22 protein-coding genes are annotated in these 19630 nt (G+C 26.5%); 4 read left to right on the forward strand and 18 right to left on the reverse strand.

Annotation, left to right across the window (positions count from 1 at the left end; translation table 11 throughout):
• Positions 1-8 precede the first annotated feature (8 nt).
• The 11 genes from HMPREF0629_RS04910 to der form a co-directional block, all read right to left on the reverse strand.
• Positions 9-527 (reverse strand): tryptophan transporter, encoded by a 519-nt coding sequence (locus HMPREF0629_RS04910; protein ID WP_009222245.1) that lies wholly within the window; start codon positions 525-527, stop codon positions 9-11.
• 346 nt (positions 528-873) lie between these two features.
• On the reverse strand, positions 874-1392 hold the full coding sequence (pyrR, locus tag HMPREF0629_RS04915) for a bifunctional pyr operon transcriptional regulator/uracil phosphoribosyltransferase PyrR (RefSeq protein WP_009222246.1): 519 nt from the start codon (positions 1390-1392) through the stop codon (positions 874-876).
• Positions 1389-2279, reverse strand: a complete 891-nt coding sequence (locus HMPREF0629_RS04920) for an RluA family pseudouridine synthase (RefSeq protein ID WP_039856648.1) — start codon at positions 2277-2279, stop codon at positions 1389-1391. The genes pyrR and HMPREF0629_RS04920 overlap by 4 nt, the downstream gene beginning before the upstream one ends.
• Before the next feature lies 1 nt (position 2280).
• Positions 2281-2742 carry a signal peptidase II gene (gene lspA, locus HMPREF0629_RS04925; RefSeq protein WP_039856649.1) on the reverse strand — a complete coding sequence of 154 codons (462 nt, stop codon included), beginning with the start codon at positions 2740-2742 and terminating at the stop codon, positions 2281-2283.
• 29 nt (positions 2743-2771) lie between these two features.
• Entirely contained in the window at positions 2772-3539 is a 768-nt protein-coding gene (locus HMPREF0629_RS04930) for an RNA-binding protein (RefSeq protein ID WP_039856650.1), read from the reverse strand.
• Complete coding sequence (locus HMPREF0629_RS04935) at positions 3539-3982, reverse strand: cell division protein SepF (protein ID WP_009222250.1); 444 nt, start codon at positions 3980-3982, stop codon at positions 3539-3541. Before HMPREF0629_RS04935 ends, HMPREF0629_RS04930 begins: the two co-directional genes overlap by 1 nt.
• 12 nt (positions 3983-3994) lie before the next feature.
• Positions 3995-4681, reverse strand: coding sequence for a YggS family pyridoxal phosphate-dependent enzyme (locus HMPREF0629_RS04940; RefSeq protein WP_009222251.1), 687 nt, complete (start codon positions 4679-4681; stop codon positions 3995-3997).
• A gap of 13 nt (positions 4682-4694) precedes the next feature.
• Positions 4695-5945, reverse strand: coding sequence for an HlyD family efflux transporter periplasmic adaptor subunit (locus tag HMPREF0629_RS04945; protein WP_039856651.1), 1251 nt, complete (start codon positions 5943-5945; stop codon positions 4695-4697).
• A gap of 55 nt (positions 5946-6000) precedes the next feature.
• Complete coding sequence (locus HMPREF0629_RS04950) at positions 6001-7002, reverse strand: NAD(P)H-dependent glycerol-3-phosphate dehydrogenase (RefSeq protein WP_009222253.1); 1002 nt, start codon at positions 7000-7002, stop codon at positions 6001-6003.
• Entirely contained in the window at positions 6999-7598 is a 600-nt protein-coding gene (gene plsY, locus HMPREF0629_RS04955) for a glycerol-3-phosphate 1-O-acyltransferase PlsY (protein WP_009222254.1), read from the reverse strand. The genes HMPREF0629_RS04950 and plsY overlap by 4 nt, the downstream gene beginning before the upstream one ends.
• On the reverse strand, positions 7595-8914 hold the full coding sequence (der, locus tag HMPREF0629_RS04960) for a ribosome biogenesis GTPase Der (protein ID WP_009222255.1): 1320 nt from the start codon (positions 8912-8914) through the stop codon (positions 7595-7597). Before der ends, plsY begins: the two co-directional genes overlap by 4 nt.
• Positions 8915-9034: 120 nt before the next feature.
• On the opposite strand from der, the gene HMPREF0629_RS04965 reads away from it, so the two are divergent.
• Together HMPREF0629_RS04965 and HMPREF0629_RS04970 are read left to right on the forward strand one after the other, a co-directional pair.
• Positions 9035-9808 carry a threonine/serine exporter ThrE family protein gene (locus HMPREF0629_RS04965; protein WP_009222256.1) on the forward strand — a complete coding sequence of 258 codons (774 nt, stop codon included), beginning with the start codon at positions 9035-9037 and terminating at the stop codon, positions 9806-9808.
• Between the two features lie 5 nt (positions 9809-9813).
• Positions 9814-10254 (forward strand): threonine/serine exporter family protein, encoded by a 441-nt coding sequence (locus HMPREF0629_RS04970; RefSeq protein ID WP_009222257.1) that lies wholly within the window; start codon positions 9814-9816, stop codon positions 10252-10254.
• A 12-nt stretch (positions 10255-10266) separates the two neighbouring features.
• On the opposite strand, the gene hprK is transcribed toward HMPREF0629_RS04970, so the two are convergent.
• The 5 genes from hprK to HMPREF0629_RS04995 form a co-directional block, all read right to left on the reverse strand.
• Positions 10267-11184, reverse strand: a complete 918-nt coding sequence (hprK, locus tag HMPREF0629_RS04975; RefSeq protein WP_039856652.1) for an HPr(Ser) kinase/phosphatase — start codon at positions 11182-11184, stop codon at positions 10267-10269.
• Positions 11171-13033, reverse strand: coding sequence for an excinuclease ABC subunit UvrC (gene uvrC, locus HMPREF0629_RS04980; RefSeq protein WP_039856654.1), 1863 nt, complete (start codon positions 13031-13033; stop codon positions 11171-11173). Before uvrC ends, hprK begins: the two co-directional genes overlap by 14 nt.
• An 11-nt stretch (positions 13034-13044) precedes the next feature.
• Complete coding sequence (locus HMPREF0629_RS04985) at positions 13045-14808, reverse strand: aminopeptidase P family protein (protein ID WP_009222260.1); 1764 nt, start codon at positions 14806-14808, stop codon at positions 13045-13047.
• A gap of 62 nt (positions 14809-14870) precedes the next feature.
• Positions 14871-15461 (reverse strand): DUF3793 family protein, encoded by a 591-nt coding sequence (locus tag HMPREF0629_RS04990; protein ID WP_009222261.1) that lies wholly within the window; start codon positions 15459-15461, stop codon positions 14871-14873.
• Between the two features lie 6 nt (positions 15462-15467).
• The gene (locus HMPREF0629_RS04995) at positions 15468-15896 is read right to left on the reverse strand and encodes a flavodoxin (protein WP_009222262.1); all 429 of its coding nucleotides are present in this window, start codon (positions 15894-15896) and stop codon (positions 15468-15470) included.
• Positions 15897-16021: 125 nt separating this feature from the next.
• On the opposite strand from HMPREF0629_RS04995, the gene HMPREF0629_RS05000 reads away from it, so the two are divergent.
• On the forward strand, positions 16022-16648 hold the full coding sequence (locus HMPREF0629_RS05000; RefSeq protein WP_039856655.1) for an AraC family transcriptional regulator: 627 nt from the start codon (positions 16022-16024) through the stop codon (positions 16646-16648).
• Between the two features lie 60 nt (positions 16649-16708).
• Here HMPREF0629_RS05000 and spoVG read toward each other — a convergent pair whose 3' ends face one another.
• Positions 16709-16981, reverse strand: a complete 273-nt coding sequence (gene spoVG, locus HMPREF0629_RS05005; RefSeq protein WP_009222263.1) for a septation regulator SpoVG — start codon at positions 16979-16981, stop codon at positions 16709-16711.
• Between the two features lie 175 nt (positions 16982-17156).
• Between spoVG and murC the strand changes: the two genes are divergently transcribed.
• Complete coding sequence (gene murC / locus HMPREF0629_RS05010; RefSeq protein ID WP_039856656.1) at positions 17157-18542, forward strand: UDP-N-acetylmuramate--L-alanine ligase; 1386 nt, start codon at positions 17157-17159, stop codon at positions 18540-18542.
• A gap of 43 nt (positions 18543-18585) precedes the next feature.
• On the opposite strand, the gene HMPREF0629_RS05015 is transcribed toward murC, so the two are convergent.
• Positions 18586-19626, reverse strand: coding sequence for a ribonucleotide-diphosphate reductase subunit beta (locus HMPREF0629_RS05015; RefSeq protein ID WP_009222265.1), 1041 nt, complete (start codon positions 19624-19626; stop codon positions 18586-18588).
• Between the last annotated feature and the right edge of the window lie 4 nt (positions 19627-19630).

Genomic DNA, 19630 nt, shown 5'->3' on the forward strand with positions numbered 1-19630 from the left:
CTNTTTTTTTATACCATTAAATGTTTTTTATTAGTAAAATTCATAATATTATAAAATATAATTCCAAATACACCTGTAAATAACGACGTTGGAAATACAACCAAAACCATTAATAAAGATAAGGTAGCACCCTCAGGTAATCCTGAAATAATTAAAGCTGAATATAAAAATATAAAACCGCTAAAAATACTTCCTAAAAAACATATTATAAACATAATAATATTATTAATTTTATATTTTTTTAATGCTAAATTAAACATAACATAAACTAATAAACTTGAACCTAGTTTATCTAAAATTGACGGTATCTGCCCAAATGGAAATGTAGTAGTCATTGCTGCAATAATACCAGCAACAAATCCTATTGTAAAAACCGATCTTATCTCTAAATTAAATAATATAGAAATAAACATCATCAATAATAAAAAATCTGGTTTCATTCCATTTATTATCCCCGGAACTATCATATGCAATATACTTCCAAGTGCTAAAAGCACAGCTGCAATAGTTAAATTTTTTGTTTTCATATCTTCTTATTCCTTTCTTTTTTAGAAAAAGTTGCCTGAAAATAAAAAAATCATTTGCCCTTAAAGGAGCAAATGACAATTCACGGTACCATCCTTTTTATATCAAAAAGATATATCTCATTCGAATACTAACATATTCTATCTCTATAACGGGAGAACCGTCTCAGCTACTATAATTCGCCTCGCATTCATAGACCCATTCACTAAAGCAATTTTATCAGTTTGCACCAAACACTGACTCTCTACAAAAATTCTTCAATAGCTACTATTTTCTAATCAACAATTTCTTATTTTTTATTATATTAAACCAAAGTAAAATAATTGTCAAGGACAATCTTATTATTATTTATATTTTTTCTATATATACTTGATCTATATGATCAACCTCAATGATATTAACAACTACCTTTTCAGACATGGATGTAGGTAAATTTTTACCTATAAAATCCGGCCTTATGGGAAGCTCCCTATGCCCCCTATCAATAAATGAAACTAGTTCTATTTTTTTAGGACGTCCTTTAGATAATATTGCGTCAATAGCAGCCCTAACAGTTCTTCCAGTAAATAAAACATCATCTACCAAAATAATTTTTTTGCCATTAACCGGTATAAAAAAATTATTATTAATTTTTGCCGATGCTTCAATATCATCTCTAAAATTGGTTACATCTATAGGATAAACATCTATTTTTCTATTTTCTATTTCAAAAATTTTTTTTGAAATTCTTTTTGCTATGTCTTCTCCTCTTCTTATTACGCCTATTAAAATTAAGTCTTCTGTACCTTTATTTTTTTCGATAATTTCATTGGATATTCTTGAAATAGCTCTTTTTATAGCCATCTCATCCATTATTATATTTTTCATATGTCTTTCCTACTTAAAAATTTTACAAATCTATTTGGAATATCATCTTCAAAACTTAACTCTTCTCCCGTTATTGGATGATTAAATTTCAATCTATATGCATGTAACATCTGTTTATCAATTTTATATTTATTTTTATTACCATATGTCAAATCTCCTAATACCGGATGCTTTATATAGCTTAAATGAACTCTTATTTGATGAGTTCTTCCGGTAAGAATATTAATAGAAATTAAACTGAAATTATTAAATTCTCTAATTTTTTTATATTCGGTTATTGCATTTTTAGAATTTTCATATATAACAGCCATTTTTTTTCTATTTTTAGGATCTCTTCCTATAGGTTCATTAATTATTCCAAACTCATCTGTTTTTCCTTCTACTACAGCTATATATGTTTTTCTTATTTTAGATTCTTTAAAATCTTTAACTAATTTCAAATATGCTAAATTTGTTTTTGCAATTATCATAAGTCCACTTGTGTCTTTATCTAATCTATGAACTATTCCAGGTCTTAATTTATCTCCACAATTTGAAAGATTTTTAAATTTAAATAACAATCCATTAACTAAAGTATGATTATAATTTCCAGATCCGGGATGAACGACTAAATTTTGAGGTTTTGAAATAACGGCAATATGTTCATCTTCATAAATTATTTTAAAATCTATTTCTTCCGGTAACAAAAGAATTTCATCTTCATATGAAACATCGATTATATCTCCTATTTTTGTCATATATCCTGCTTTTACAACAGAATTATTTATTAATATGTTTCCGAAATCTATATATTTCTTAATTTGCGATCTGTTTATATTAAGTTTTTCTACCAAATATCTATCTATTCTAATATTATCTGATTCACATACATAATTGACTTTAACCATACTATTTCCTCTTAGGATTTTCATATAATAATATAATTATAACTAAAATAATAGTACCAATAACTATAAAAGAGTCGGCTAAATTAAATACGGCAAAATCATAATTAAATATTTTTACACTTATAAAATCTATAACATATTTAAGTCTTATCCTGTCTACAAAATTCCCTATTGTTCCTCCTAAAATTAAAGCAACAGCAAATTTTAAAGGTTTGCTTTTATTATTATAATTTTTAAATAATATTCCTGTTAAAACGCATACTACAATAACCGTAATAATTGTGAAAAATATCCCTTTGTCTTGCATTATTCCAAATGCAGCTCCTCTATTTTCTAAATAGAAAAAATTAAGAAAATTTTTTATAACTACCAGTGGCGGTTTATCTTTTAAAAAATTAACTACAAAATATTTTGACAATTGATCTATTATAAACAAAAAAAATGAAAAAATTATAACTCCCATTATGCCTCCAATGAATAATCCCAAAATTTTCATTTTGGGATTTTTACCTTAACTATATATCTATCTTTTCTTGTATATCCTTCTATATTGTCGAAAAATATTCTACCAAATCCCCTAACTGAAATTAAATCTCCAATATTAACTTTATTAGAACCCTTACTTTCTTTCCTGAAATTTACTTTCACCTTATCTGATTCAATTAAATTTGAAGCAGCAGTTCTTGATAATTTTAAAACTGAGCTAAGAAATGTATCTAATCTAAGTGATGAAATAATAAAAGTATATTCATCGTATGTTAAAGTCGGTTCAATAAATTCTGCCTTTTCAAATTTTATATTATTTCTTTTTACTTTTCCTAAATTAAATCTTAAATATTTAAATATTTCTGATTTTACAAAAATGTGACAATAATTAGAATTGAATACTATATCTCCAACTTTTCTTCTATCAATGCCTAAAGATAAAATACTTCCAAGCACGTCTTTATGCGTAAATTCAAAATTATTTTTAAAGCTTAAAACTTCTACATCATCAAAATCAATATCATACATATAATTTGGAAAAATATATATAACAGCTCGTTCAGAATTACTATATCCTCCATCAATGCTATACGATATATCATCAAACTTATTTAAAATTGAAATTACTATTTTACGCTCATAAGGATCTAAAAAATCTGTTGATTGTATACTATGACGATTAGCAGATATCTCAATTTTATCAATAACTTTCCTTATCTCAAAAAGTTTATCCTCGTCAACACTATTTAAAATAGCATTTCTATCTATTTTCATTACCAAGGAAACATTCCAGTACTTTTAAGTTCTTCCTTTAACCCATCAATTTCAACATTACTTGGTGCAAGAACAAATATATCTTTATTTACTTTTTGAATTTTACCATCAAGAGCATATAAAGCTCCACTTACAAAATCAAATATTTGTCTTTTAACATCAATATCAAGTTGTTCAAAATTAAGAACTACAGACTTATGTTCTCTAAGATCATCTACGATATTAGGAGATTCATCATAAGAAAGTGGTTCATGAACTGTTATAATCATATCAGAAGCATTTAAATTCAAAACATTAGAATTTCTTTTACTTCTAGTAATTTTAGGTGCTGTTTCTTTTATATCTGCAACCTCTTCATGATATGTTTCTTCTTCATAATCATCATAATCATACTCTTCAGAAAATCCAAAAACTTTTTTTACCTTATTCATTATATCTGCCATAATATAATCCTCCTATTTATAATTTCTTTTTCCAAATATACTTGTTCCTATTCTAACCATATTTGAACCCTCTTCTATGGCTATTTTATAATCTCCGCTCATTCCCATTGAAAGATATTTCATTTCAACTTCATCATAATTTAACTTTATAATTTTTTCTTTCAAAATGAACATTTTTTTAAAACATTCTCTCAAAAATAATTTATCTGAAGTATCTGGAGCTACAGTCATAATACCTTTAATTTTTATATTTTTATAATCTATACATGTTTCTATAAAATTTAAAGCTTCGGTATATGGAACACCACCTTTTTGACTTTCTTCAGCTATATTAATCTCAACTAAGCAGTCTACATCTATATTTTTGATATCTGCTCTTTTATTAATTTCTTCTAATAAACTCTTTCTATCGAGAGATTGAATCAAAGTAACTTTATCATATATATATTTTACCTTATTTGTCTGTAAATTTCCAATCATATGGAAATTTATATCATCAAAATTTAAAAATTTTTCTTTTAATTCTTGAACTTTATTTTCTCCAAAATCTCTAATGCCTAAATTATAAGCTTCTTTCATTTCATCTATTGTTCGCATCTTAGAAACTGCTATTAATTTTACTTCTTCTCCAGTGATAGAAACTTTCCTTGAATTTTCTATTTCAGTTAATATAAATTCATAATTATCTTTTATTGACATTTCATCACCTCTATTAATTTAAAATTTGAGATTCATCTATTTGTTTTGGATTAACTATTATTGCATCATTTATTGAAATTGTTCTATATGACTTATCTCCTATAGTAATATATCCATTTTTATCTCCTTTAGATACATAACTGTAATCCTGAGTTGGAGAAATAACGATTATAGGTATAAATCTAACTAATCCATGAATTTCTTGAACATAGACACCAAACAGATTATTTCTTTTTACAATGGCACTTTTTGGAATTTCAAAACATTTCTTATCTACAAGAATTATTTTAAAATTATTTATTCTGTCAGAGTAAATTGAATTAAACATATCAGACATAGATAAAATTATTACCGATTTATTATTTTCTTTTTCAATTTTAATAATTTTTCCCTTTAGTGTTTCAAAATTAAATTTTAAACTCAAAGTATCTCCAACTTTAAATTTATCTATCTTTTTATTATCTTCAATTTTTAAAGCTAAATAATAAGATAAATTATTTATTAATTTAAACAATTTATCTCCTTTTTTTACTTGACTTCTACTCTCAAATTTAGTTACTTTATTATATTTCTGCAAATATGCATAATTAATTTTTTCTAAATTATCAATTGTATAATAACTTTCAAGTCCATCAATTTTATAAGAAACTATTCCACTAAAGTCTGATGTATATTCTATATTACTTTTTGAAATACTCAAAAGTAGTTGCTGTTTTTTTTCAGCAAGTTCTTCTTGTGTAAACTTCATAAGTTCAGTAAGCTCAGATATACTTATATTGTCTTTTGAATTTAAATCTATATCATTAATATCAGCTATTGCACTTGAAAATTTGTTTTGTTTTAAATCATTTTGAAGCTTTTCCACATTAAAGTCACTAATAGAGTTTTCCGAATTATTGCTACTATTGAGTTTATAATTTAATGCTGCATTAACTTTGATAAGCTCATCTTTAAGTCCAGATGTATCATTCATTAAATTTATGCTTGCTATTTCAAAGCCTACAGGAACTTTTTGCCCTTCACTTGCATTAAAAAGTGAAATACCATCATCTCCAGCAGAATATACCTTCTCGTCTAATATATTAAAACCAACTACTTCTAAATTTTTTCTATAATTAGTATATGTAGGAAAAACAGTCTTATAACTTCTATATATTTTTCCTGAAAATGCTCTAGATAAAAAAAATAGAAATATTAAAAAAATTAAAACAAAAATTATTCTCTTTCTAAAAAAGAGTTCCTTTTTATTTTTTTTAATTCTCAAAAATATCACCCGATTATAATATTAAGTATAACACAAATAAAAATAAATCCATTCTTCAATTAAAAAAAATTTCTTCAATTTCTTCTTTGTATTCACGCGTCATCAAATTCAAAACAGCTTCCCTAGGATCTAAGCCACTGTATAATACTTCATATAATTTATGAGTTATAGGCATGTTCACGTTATATTTTTTAGACAATTCATATGCTGATTTTGTAGTTTTTATTCCTTCAACAACTTGTCCTACTATTTTACAAGCTTCTTCCGAACTATTTCCTTCTCCTATAAGTATTCCTGCTCTTCTATTCCTTGAATGCATACTTGTACATGTAACTATTAAATCTCCTATTCCTGAAAGTCCATTAAAAGTTTGAGGATTTGCTCCTAAGGCCATTCCAAGTTTACTCATTTCATATATTCCTCGAGTTACTAATGCAGCTTTTGTATTATCTCCATATTTTAGACCATCACTCATTCCCGCAGCTAATGCAATGATGTTTTTTAATGCTCCTCCAATTTCTACTCCTATTAAATCAGAATTTGTATAAACTCTAAAATTATCTGTAGCAAATATTTTTTGAATAGTTTTTGCAGCATTAATATCTTCAGATGCAACTGTTACTGTTGTTGGAATGTCTAATCCTACTTCTTCAGCATGAGAAGGCCCCGATAAACATACATATGAATTATTCGGTAAAATTTCCTTAGATATTTCAGACATTCGTTTTAAACTATCAATTTCTATCCCTTTAGATAGATTAACTATTATCTGATTTCCAACCTTCTTTTTAACTTCAATTAAAACTTTTCTAAAACTATGAGAAGGAACAGCCATAATTATAATTTCAGTATCATTTATACATTCATTTAAATTTGATGATGCTTTTACATTTTTTATTTCTATATTAGGTAAATATTTTGAATTTCTATGATTATTATTTATATCTAAAACTGTATCATTATTTCTAACATAAAATTTAATATTATATCCTTTATTTGACAACAGCCTTGATATTGCAGTCCCCCAGCTTCCTCCACCAAGAATTGCTATGTTCATTTTTTTACAGCTCCTATTTTATTTTCAGTTCCATTTATAATTCTTTTTATATTTGATCTATGTTTGTATATCCCCAATAATCCTATAATAAAAATTATAGATAAACCAAGGTTATTATAAGAAGATAACGACAAAAATAATACTATTATACTTACAAAAAAGAATATAGAACCCAATGATACCATTTTACTTGCCATTGTAACAAATATCCATATCAAAAAACAAAAAAATGTTAGTTGAAAATTCATAATTAATAAAGCACCAAGAGTTGTAGCAACCCCTTTACCGCCTTTAAACCTCATATAAAATGGATAATCATGTCCCACTATACCAAACAATATATTTATTAAAACTAATGTTTCATTAACTTTAAATATATTTTTTGATAATAGTACTATTATTATTCCTTTTAAAAAATCTATAAGAAATGTTATTATTCCCCATTTTATTCCAAATACTCTAATTGCATTTGTGGTACCTGCGTTTCCACTTCCATATTTTCTAACATCCTTATTTAAAAAAACTTTTCCGATTATATAAGAACCTGATATTGAACCTACTAAATAAGAAATTATTATAGTTATTAAAACTGTCATTCTCTTTCGCCTCTATTTTTTAACAATAAAACTAATGGCACTCCATCAAAACTATATGCATCTCTAATTTGATTTTCTAAATATCTTACATATGAAAAATGAAATAAATCCTTATCGTTAACAGAAATCAAAAATTTTGGAGGCCTTACAGAAACTTGTGAGCCATAGTATAATTTTCCCCTTTTACCCTTATCTGACGGCGGTTGATTCATAAGTACGGCTCTATTTAAAATATCATTTAAAACTCCTGTTTTTATCCTGTGATTATAATTATTGTTAACTAATGAAATCATTTCAAGTAATTTATCCACACGTTGACCGGTTTGTGCAGATATAAATAATATTGGAGCATAATTTATAAATGGAAGTCTTTTCCTAATATCAGACTCAAATTTTTTCATAGTAGAATTATCTTTTTCTATCAAATCCCATTTATTTACAGCAACTATTATAGCCTTATTGTTATCATGAGCATATCCTACTATTTTAGAATCTTGTTCAGACACTCCTTCATAAGCGTCAATTACAAGTACGCATACACTCGCTCTCTCTATTGCAGTCAAAGTTCTAATAACAGAATATCTCTCTATATTTTCGTATATTTTCTTCTTTTTTCTAAGTCCTGCTGTATCAACGAAAACATAATTTTCTCCATTAAAATTGAATTTTGAATCTATTGCATCTCTTGTAGTTCCAGGAATATCAGTAACTATAACCCTTTCTTCTCCCAGTATACGATTAATTAATGAAGACTTTCCCACATTAGGCTTTCCTATAAAAGTAACTCTAATATCATCATCGAAGAAGTCGTCTTCTTGGTCTTTGAAATCAACGATAACCTCATCTAATAAATCTCCAACTCCACTTCCTTGCTCAGAACTTATAGTAATTGGAGTACCTAACCCCAACTCAAAAAAATCATAATAATTATTTTTAGCATCCTTAGAATCAAATTTATTTACAGCCAATATAATTTTTTTATTAGATTTTCTCAAATAATTTGATATTTCCAAATCATTTGAAGATACACCTTTTATTCCATCTGTCAAAAATATTATTACATCACTCATATCTAATGCAAGATCAACTTGAGCTTTTATACTTGACATAAAAATATCCTCATCTTTCAAATCAAGTCCGCCTGTATCTACAAGTAAAAATTGTTTATTAAGCCATGTTGCATCAGAATATATTCTATCTCTTGTAACACCCGGAGTATCTTCTGTTATAGAAATTTTTTTCCCTACTATTTTATTAAAAAGTGTGGATTTACCTACATTAGGCGTTCCAATTATTGAAACTATAGGTTTTTCCATACTACCACCTCATCTCATTTTATACTATATCATTATATCATTTGAACGTAATTGTTTCAATTAATTCAATTGTTAAAATGGCGAATAAATAGTATAATTTAGAATTGAAAGGAGAATTTTATGGAACGCGTTTTAAAAGATCTAAATGATGCAAAAAGACTGTTGAATTTAGCTATTTATTCAGGACAACTTCTAATTATGTATGGTGCGGAAATTTATAGAGCAGAAGACACTGTTCAAAGAATTTGTGACTCTATGGAAAATGTGAGTTCTGCAGATGCTTATGTACTTCCTTCCGGTATATTTGTTTCCATTGAATTTGAGGGAGAAATTGTAACCATATTTAAAAAGGTACATAGTTCAGCAACCAATCTTAACAAAATAGATAAAATAAATAGCTTTTCAAGAAAATTTGTAAAAGAAAATATATCATATGAAAAAGGTATGAATATTTTAAAAAATATAGAAAATGAATCTCCTATGAAAGAATGGAAAAAAAATTTATCTGCAGCGTGGGCTGCTGCATTTTTCTCTCTTCTTTTCGGAGGAAATATAAAAGATTTTTTTTCAACTTTTATAATAACAGGTATAATGTCTTTTACATTTAATAAACTTTGCTTTTTTAATTTTTCATTTGTAATAAATAATTTTATAGGAGCTTTTGTAGCATCAATATTAGCTGTTTTTGCAACTAATTTTGGATTTAGCGACAATAGTGATATGATTATAATAAGTGCTATAATGATCTTAGTTCCAGGAGTATCAGCAACCAATGCAGTAAGAGATATAATGAATGGAGATTTTTTATCCGGTTTAATGGGACTAACAAAAGCAATTTTTTTAGCTCTATCTATCGCATTAGGTGTTGGTGTTGTATTAAAATTTTTTAGGTGATATCTATGTATTATATAATTCAATTTTTGATAGCTGCTTTTACAACCATGGGGTTTACATTTTATTTTAATTGTCCAAAACGGGCAATACCCATTTCATGCTTTTTTAGCGGAATATCTTGGCTTATATACAAAATAATTGTTATAAAATATCAAGATTATTTCTTAGCAGGTTTTACATCTGCATTCATTCTTGGATTAATAGGAGAATCTGCAGCTAGAATCATGAAAAATCCGGCTACAATATTTATTTTGCCGGGACTTATTCCTCTAGTTCCAGGTGCAGGAATGTACTATTCTATGTACTATTTAATATATCAAAATTACCCTTCTTTTAAAATGGAAGCAATTAAAACTTTTTATATAGCTGCTTCTCTTGCAATAGGAATAGTTGCTGCATCTACATTTACTAAAGCTACTTATGCTATACTAAAATACAAAAAATAGCCATATATATGGCTATTTTTTAGATGATTGTAATATTCTCTTATTTAATTCATAAGCTGGATTATAACCCATTTCTTTTTGCTTAAAATTTTTTGTTGCAACTTCTACTATCAAAGATATATGTCGCCCTGGTTTTACAGGAATACTAAATATAGGTATTTTTTTACCAAGTATTTCTTCGTAATTATTATCAATCCCAAGTCTATCATATTCTTTAGAATCATCCCAATTTTCCAAATTAACTATCATTTCTATTTCTTTACTTTCCATTACATAACCTATTCCAAAAATTCGTTGTATATCTATTATTCCAACACCTCTTATTTCCATAAAATGCTTGGTTATACTTGGAGATTTTCCAATTAATCTGTCATCAATTTTTTTTATAATAACAGAATCATCTGATATTAATTTTGAACCTTTTGAGATTAAATCTAATGCCGTTTCCGACTTTCCTATCCCAGATTTACCTGTTATCAAAACTCCAACTCCATAAACATCTAAAAGAACAGCATGCTTTCTGATAGTTGGAGCCAATTCAATTTCTATATAACTTTGAAATCTTCCGGCAAATTTTATAAATGAATCAGTAGTTCTTAAAATAGATACATTATTTATTTTGGCAAGTTCTATAACTTCATCATGAATCCAATTATTTCCTGAAAATATAAGTGCCGGAATATTATACTCAAAAAGTTTTTTTAGTGACTTATATCTCTTTTCCAATTCCATTTCATCAATATAAGTCCACTCCTGTTCTCCCAAAATTTGAAGTCTATCAGAATCAAATTTATTATAATAACCCGCTAATTGCAATCCGGGTCTATTTAAATTAGCAGTCAAAATACTTACATTTTCATAATTATTTGCTAAAAAAATTTTTTGAAGATTTAAATCTTCAACTATCTTTTTTAGTTTAATTCCTTCCATGTTCTCCTCCGTGAAAATACAAATATATAGAATTTGCAGCTTTAGAATTTATACCTTTAACTTCCAAAAGTTCATCTAATTCTGCATTCTTTATTTTATCCAATGATTTAAAATGTTGCATTAAATATTCTTTTCTTTTTTTACCAATATTATCTATTAAATCAAGCTCAGATTTAAATAAATTCTTACTTCTCAACAATCTATGATAATTTATTGCAAATCTATGCACTTCTTCCTGAATTTTATATATCATTCTATAACCATTGGAATTAATCTTTAAATTAAACTCTCTATTATTATATATTATTCCTCTCGTTGTGTGGAATTCATCTTTAACTAATCCGCAAACAGGTATATTAATACCTAAATTTAAAAGTATTTCAAGTACAATATTTACTTGTCCTTTACCCCCGTCAAGCATTATTAAATCCGGAAAATTAGAAAACGATGAAACTATATTTTTATTTTTTTCATCAATTCCCCTTATAAATCTTCTGTTAAGAACCTCTTTCATTGAAGCATAGTCATCTGGGCCTACTACAGATTGGATTTTAAACTTTCTATAATCACTTTTTTTAGCAATTCCATCTTCAAATACAACCATAGAAGCTACACTTTGTACACCTGAAATATTAGAAATATCATATGATTCTATTCTTTTCGGAAATACTTCTAATTCTAATAAATTTTGAATTTCTTTGAGGGCATAAGTATTTTTTTTAATCTTTTCACTATAGTTATCTTCGTATTTACTGATCATATCAAGTGCATTTTTTTTAGCCATAATTACAAGATCTTTCTTATCTCCTCTTTTTGGAGAAATTATGCTTACTTTTCCACTTCTTTTATCAGACAAATAAGATTCTAAAACATCTTTATCGTAAGGCTCACTTTCTACAACTATTTCTCTTGGAATAAATGCAACTCCACTATAAAATTGTTTTATAAAAGCATTTAAAATACTTTCTATATCATTATTTAAATAGTCCTTTATAATATAGTGTTCCCTTCCTATTATTTTTCCTGCTCGTATAAAGAAAATCTGAACCAATATTTGCTCTATACCCCTTGCTACTCCTATTACATCCCTGTTTTCACTAAAATCCGTATTACTAATAATCTGTTTTTCATTTAATATTTCAAGAGCTTTTATGCCATCTCTAAAATTAGCAGCAACTTCAAAATTTAATTTTTTTGATTCCATATTCATATTTTCTTCAAGAATATGAATTATATTTTTACTTTTACCTGATAAGAATTCTGTAATTTCATTTATAATGTCATTATATTTATCCTCGTCTACATTTTCATGACACGGTGCAAGACATTTTCCAATAAAATAATTGAGACATGGTCTATATCTAATATTATTTTTTTCCAAATTTAATGAACATGTTCTAAGTTTAAATAATCTTTCAAATATATCTATAGCTTCATTTACAGCACTTGCTGCAGGATATGGTCCAAAATATTTAGCACCATCGTTTAAAATTAATCTCGTTCTCAAAACTCTTGGAAATCTTTCATTTATTGTTATTTTTATATATGGATATTGTTTATCATCTCTTAAAACTATATTATATTTAGGATGATTATCTTTAATTAGATTACTCTCAAGAATTAATGATTCTATTTCATTTTCAACAATAATATATTCAAAGTCATTTATATTGGAAACCATTGTCTTAACTTTTACATTAGAATTCCCATAACTACTAAAGTATTGTCTAATTCTTTTTCTCAAAGATTTTGCCTTTCCAACATATATTATATTATCATTAATATCCTTCATAATATATACTCCCGGCTGATCCGGGAGTTGTTTTAATCTTTCTTCAATATCCTTCAAATTTTTATCTCCTATTTGCTCATCTCTTTGGTAACTTCATATAACCATGATCTTTCTTCAGAATTTAAAAATGGTGATATTTTTTCATAAACTTCCTTATGATATTCATTGAGAGCTTTTAACTCAAAATCATCTAAAAGATTAACATTAATTGCTTCTCGTTCTATCGGTGCAAAAGAAATTAAATTAAACTTAAGAAATATTCCACTTTCATTTTCAATATCTTTAACTACTTCTAAAATATTTTCTGTTCTAATTCCAAATTTTCCTTCTTTATATACCCCCGGTTCATCAGAAAAAATCATTCCTTCTTTAATTTCACTGCCTAAAGCTCTTGGACTAAGCCATGGTGGATTTTCATGTACTCCTAAAAAATATCCTACTCCATGCCCTGTTCCACACTTATAATCACTATGGATTTTCCATAACGGATATCTTGCAATCGCATCTAATGCTGAATCTTTAGTTCCCTTCAAAAAAACTGCACTTGATAATACAAAGTGTGATTTTAGAACATATGTGAAATCTGTGATTTCTTCATCAGTTAATTCCCCTACAGCTATAGTTCTTGTTATATCTGTAGTCCCATCCAAATATTGAGCTCCGGAATCTACAAGTAAAAAGCCTTTATTTTCAATAACGGATGCTTTTTCCTCACTTGCACTATAATGCATCATCGCTGCATTTTTACCATATGCAGATATAGTTTCAAAACTTTCATCTGTAAATAGAGCTTGCTCCTCCCTAAACTTTCTGAGCTTTTGAGCCGCTTCATATTCTGTTATAATTTCATCTTTTACTATTCTTTTTATCCAATAAATAAATTTAGTTAATGCAACTCCATCTCTTATATGAGCATTTTTTATATTTTGAATTTCTATAGGATTTTTTACTGTTTTTAATCCTTCTATTAAATCATCCCCTGAAATGACATTGTTAGATTCATTTATTTCACTAAATAATTTATGATTAATTGAACTTTTATCTATATAAATATTTGTTTCAAAATATTTTTTTACATGCTCAAATACATCATCATAATTTATTATTTCACTAAATGAAGATAAATACTTAATCACATTATCATCCAATTTATCCTTATTGATGAATATATAAACTTTTTCCATTTCAACAATAGCGTATGAAATAACAACCGGGGTATGTTCTATATCATTACATCTTATATTAAATAACCAAGCTATATCATCAAGCTTTGATATTATAGTTAAATTCGCATTATTTTCTGATAACACTTTTCTTACATCTTCTATTTTCTGTTCTGATGTTCTTCCGCTATATTTATGTTCATGAATAAAAACTTTTGAATTAGGTAAAGAAATTCTATCTTGCCATATGTCTTTGATTAAGTCAATATCAATAATACTTATATTATTCTTATTAAGTTTTAACTCTAAATTTTCAAAATCACTTTGTAAATAGTACTTTGCATTTAATCCTAAAACTGATCCTGATTTTAAATTATCAGATAACCATTCTATAATTGTTGGATATCCTTCAATCCCAATCTTCATAAGTTTAAAACCATTATCTTTAATTTGAGACTCTGCTTGAATGAAATATCTTCCATCTGTCCATAAAAATGCATCACTATTTGTAACAACAGCAGTACCTGCAGAACCGGTGAATCCTGTTACAAATTGCCTTTCTTTATAATAATCAGGTAAATATTCGGAACTATGAGGATCAAGCGTAGGAATAATATAACAATCAATTTTATTTTTTTTCATTTCGTTTCTCAATACTTTTAATACCACACAATCATCTCCTTATATATATTTTACTATAAAAATAAATTTTGTAAAATTAAAAGAGAATGCTAAATAGCATTCTCCAAATAAATTTTTTCTATTGTTTTCAATTTTTCTCTATCATATCTTTCAAACGCTCTTTTTGAAGAATCAACATTAGTATAACATTTCCAATAACCGGTTAATTTGCACTTACAATTTTTGCAATGAAATTTATATACATCCCTTAAAGGATATCCTAAAAAAATTCCTATTTCATTTGGACAACTGTCATTTTCTAAAAATCTATTTTTCAAATGTTCTAAATAATCTTTATAGTTACCACACTTAGAATATTCAAAATCCTTCAAAAATTTAGTTATTTTATCTTCTTTAAGTTTATTTTTTAATCTTTTTTTATCATAAAAATATACTAAGACAGATTTTTCATTTTCTCTAAGTTCAACAAAATCAAGATTCAATATTTCTGAAAAATATTGTCGATTTGCTTTCCATAACATTTTTAGTTTCCTTTTAGAATCAGTTAAATTAACCATAGTTCCTAACTTTAACTTAGCTCTTGTTGGTGCTGTATTAAATTTAAGCATAGCTATTAAAAAATTTAAATCATCATATTGCTCAAGAAAAATATAAAAATTTAAAAAATCTTTTTTATACATTTTAAATTAAGCGTTAGCTAATTCTTTACCTAATGCTTCACATTCTTCAATAGCATCTTCATCAGGATTGTCATATGCAGCAAATCCATCGGCGATTAATTTGCAACCTGTAGCTTCAATTTCTTCTTGCCACAATCTCATCCATTCTCCATCAGCCCACTCATATGAACCAAAAATAACAACATTCTTTCCTGAAAGAAGAGGGTTTACTTTATCCATAAAAGGTCTCATTTCTGTTTCTTCTAATTCTTCTGCTCCCATAGCCGGACAACCAAAAGCAACATTATTAACTTCTTTTACATCATCTTCAGTAGCTTCCCCTACAGGTATAAGCTTTACTTCAGCACCTGCATCTTGTGCTCCCTTAACAATTGCATTAGCCATCGCTTCTGTATTACCTGTTCCACTCCAATAAATTACATTTACCTTACTCATTTGAATCCTCCTATAAATATTATGTTTTGATATTGACTATCATTTTCTATTACATTATAATATAAGTGATATATTAATTTTTTAATAAAATTATAATAATTATTTTAAAATAAAGGAGTGGTTAAATGCTAAATCATCTATCACTAGCAAGTCAATTAAAATCTAGTACTTTCAATAAAGCTCTTGATATTTATCATAGTGATGTTAAAAAATTTATTAGTTCAAATCAAACTGCTAAGGAATATTTAGTACATTTAAATATGTTTTTATATACTTATTTTTTAGTTGAATATAACAAAGATTTGGAGGTTTTTGCACTTCAGAACGAAAGATATATTTACTCAGAAAATAATATCCATGTATTAATTGAACTTGGTGAAATTATATTAAAAGGTTATACAAATAAGTTTTCATCTGAACTTAATCAAAATGACCATGAATTAATCGAAAAAGCTCTTGATTATATAAATAAAAACTATAATAAGAAAATAACATTACAAACTGTTGCGAATAAGCTTCATATATCAAGAAATTACTTATGTCATCTATTTAAAACAAAAACAGGCTATAAATTTTGTGAATATATAAATCTACAAAGAGTAAATAAAGCAAAAACATTAATTGAAGAAAATAAAAAAACATTTGAATTTATTTCTTTTGATTGTGGATTTTCTTCTCAATCACATTTTTCAACTACATTTAAAAAATATATGGGACTAACTCCAAATGAATATAAAAAAGAATTAGGATAAAAATAAACCATCTTTTGTGAAAGATGGTTTATTTTTATCCTAAAAGAATATAAGTCCTTCTTATACTTCTGAAGGTTGATTTACAATTTCCTCATATTTAGCAAAAACAGCTTCTTCAATAGCTTTTCTTGCTTCAGCATTAATCGGATGTGCAATATCTCTAAATTCTCCGTTTGGAAGCTTTCTGCTCGGCATAGCTATAAATAATGATTCTGTACCTTCAATTATCTTTATGTCATGGATTACTATTTCATTATCAAATGTAACCGATACTATAGCCTTCATTTTGTCTTCATCTGGTAATTTTCTAATACGTACGTCTGTAATTTTCAATTGTAACTCACCCTTTCTATTGTGTGATTACTATTATACTATAATAATATATTAAAATATAGTATAGTTTTTTTTTTAACAATCTTTTTGTTAAAATTGTTCATTTGATAATTATGGTATATGGTTTTTATATATGATATAATAAAAACATTAAATTTTATTTTTGGGGGAAAAAATGTTTGATTTTATAATAAATAAACATAAATATAGACATATTCACTTTATAGGAATTGGTGGAATATCAATGAGCGGTTTAGCTGAAATAATGCTAAATGAAGGATATGTAGTTTCAGGTTCAGATCATAAAGAAAGCATTATAACTAAAAAACTTGAAAATAATGGAGCCAAAATATATAACTCCCACTCCGCTGATAATTTAAGAGGGGTAGATTTAGTTGTATATACTGATGCCATTAATATTGAAAACGAAGAATTAAAGGCCGCTATAAAGCTTAAAATTGATATTATAGACAGAGCTTCTTTCCTTGGAGCTCTTATGAAAAATTATGATACATCAATAGCAATTTCAGGAACTCACGGAAAAACTACAACTACGTCAATGGTTACTGAAATCATAAAAAATCTTAATTCAAATCCAACCATATTATTGGGTGGTCAATTAGATGATATTAACGGTAATGTAAAAATAGGAGATAAAAAATTATTTTTAACTGAAGCATGTGAGTATAAAGCCAATGTATTAAAATACTTTCCTACTACGGCTGTGGTATTAAATATTGATGAGGATCACTTGGATTATTTCGATAATATCGAACATATTATTAAAACATTTAAGGGATTTGTAAATAATTTAAATTCAAATGATAAATTAATATTAAATCTTGATGACGAAAATTCAAAAATGCTATTAAATGACAAAAAAGAAAATGTAATTACATTTTCTACAAAATCTCCCGCAAATTATAATGCTAAAAACATAACTTATTCTTTAGATGGTTATCCGTCTTATGATTTATATTATAATGAAAAGTTTATAGGTAATGTAGAACTTTCAATCATGGGTAATCATAATGTATCTAACTCCTTGGCAGCAATTGCTGCCTCCGTTGAAAATGGAGTATCATTCAAAGATGCTATTAATGGAATTAAAATATATAAAGGAGTACATCGAAGATTAGAATATAAAGGTAAATATAATGATGCAATTATAGAAGATGACTACGCGCACCACCCTACTGAAATAAAAGCATCTCTTAATGCTTTAAAAAATTCATGTAAAGGCTCTTTATATTGTATTTTCCAACCGCATACTTTTACTAGAACAAAATTGTTACTTGATAGTTTTTCAAAATCATTTAACAATGCAGATGTTGTTATAATTACTGATATCTATGCTGCAAGAGAAAAAGATTACGGAGATATTCACTCAAAAACTTTATGTGATGCAATAAACTCTAATGGGGGAAATGCTTTTTATTTAAAAAACTTTAGTGATGTTTGTGAATATTTAAAGAAAAATTTAAAAGAAAATGATATGGCTGTTACAATGGGCGCAGGTGATGTATATAAAATAGGAGAAGCTCTTTTAGAAGATAAATAATTTAAAATGAGATTTATGATAATCATAAATCTCATTTTTTATCTTATAAATCATCCTCAAATACTGAAGATTTAGAATATGCTGATACTTTTCCTTCAAAAAAATCTGTCTTTATTTCATTTGGATTGGAATATTCAGAAACCCATTTCATCGAATTTGGCTCTTCAATATTCCTGTCGAACAAATTACCAAACCCAATACTTCTAGACCTTAAATTCCCAAGATATTCTATATAATCTTTTACCATTTGTGCTGTAATACCTTGAATATTATCTCCTATTACATACTGTCCCCATTCAATTTCTTGACGAACTCCTTCCATTAGCATGCATTTATACTCATTTATTCTTTCTTCAGTAAATAATTCTACTTCCTCTTTTTTTAATTCTTGTATTATGTTTCTAAATAACCATAAATGTGTATTTTCATCACGATTTATATATCTAATTTCTTGAACTGTTCCGGGCATTTTTCCCATACGACCTAAATTATAGAAAAACATAAACCCAGAATAAAAATAAATTCCTTCAAGTATATAATTTCCCATTACAGTTTTCATATACGTTTCTTTAGTATGATTTTCTACAAAATCATTATAAATATTTCCAATAAACTTATTTCTGTTTAATAAATGCTCATCATCTCTCCATTGATATAGTATTTCAGTTCTTTCTTCAGGCGATGCAATTGTATCAAGTATATATGAATATGACTGAGAGTGTATAGCTTCTTGATATGCTTGAATTGTAAGTATTAAATTAACTTCATTTGCTGTTGTATAGTCACTTATATTAGGTAAATTTGCTGTTTGTATACTATCAAGAAATATTAAAAATGATAGTATTTTATCGTACGCTTTTTTTTCATGAAAATCAAGATTTCTATAATCTTTAATATCTTGATTCATATTTATTTCCTCAGGAATCCAAAAGTTATTCATCATAGTTCTATACATATCTGAAACCCAAGTATATTTTATATTATTAAAGTCATTTAAATTTGTTGTGTTGCCATTAATCATCTTTCTTTTTGTCAACTCAACATCTCCGCGTTCATTAAATAAAGCTTTCCTATTAATTTCCATTATA

Source organism: Peptoniphilus sp. oral taxon 386 str. F0131, assembly GCF_000090945.1.
In the GTDB taxonomy this organism is placed as follows: Bacteria; Bacillota; Clostridia; order Tissierellales; family Peptoniphilaceae; genus Anaerosphaera; species Anaerosphaera mikwangii.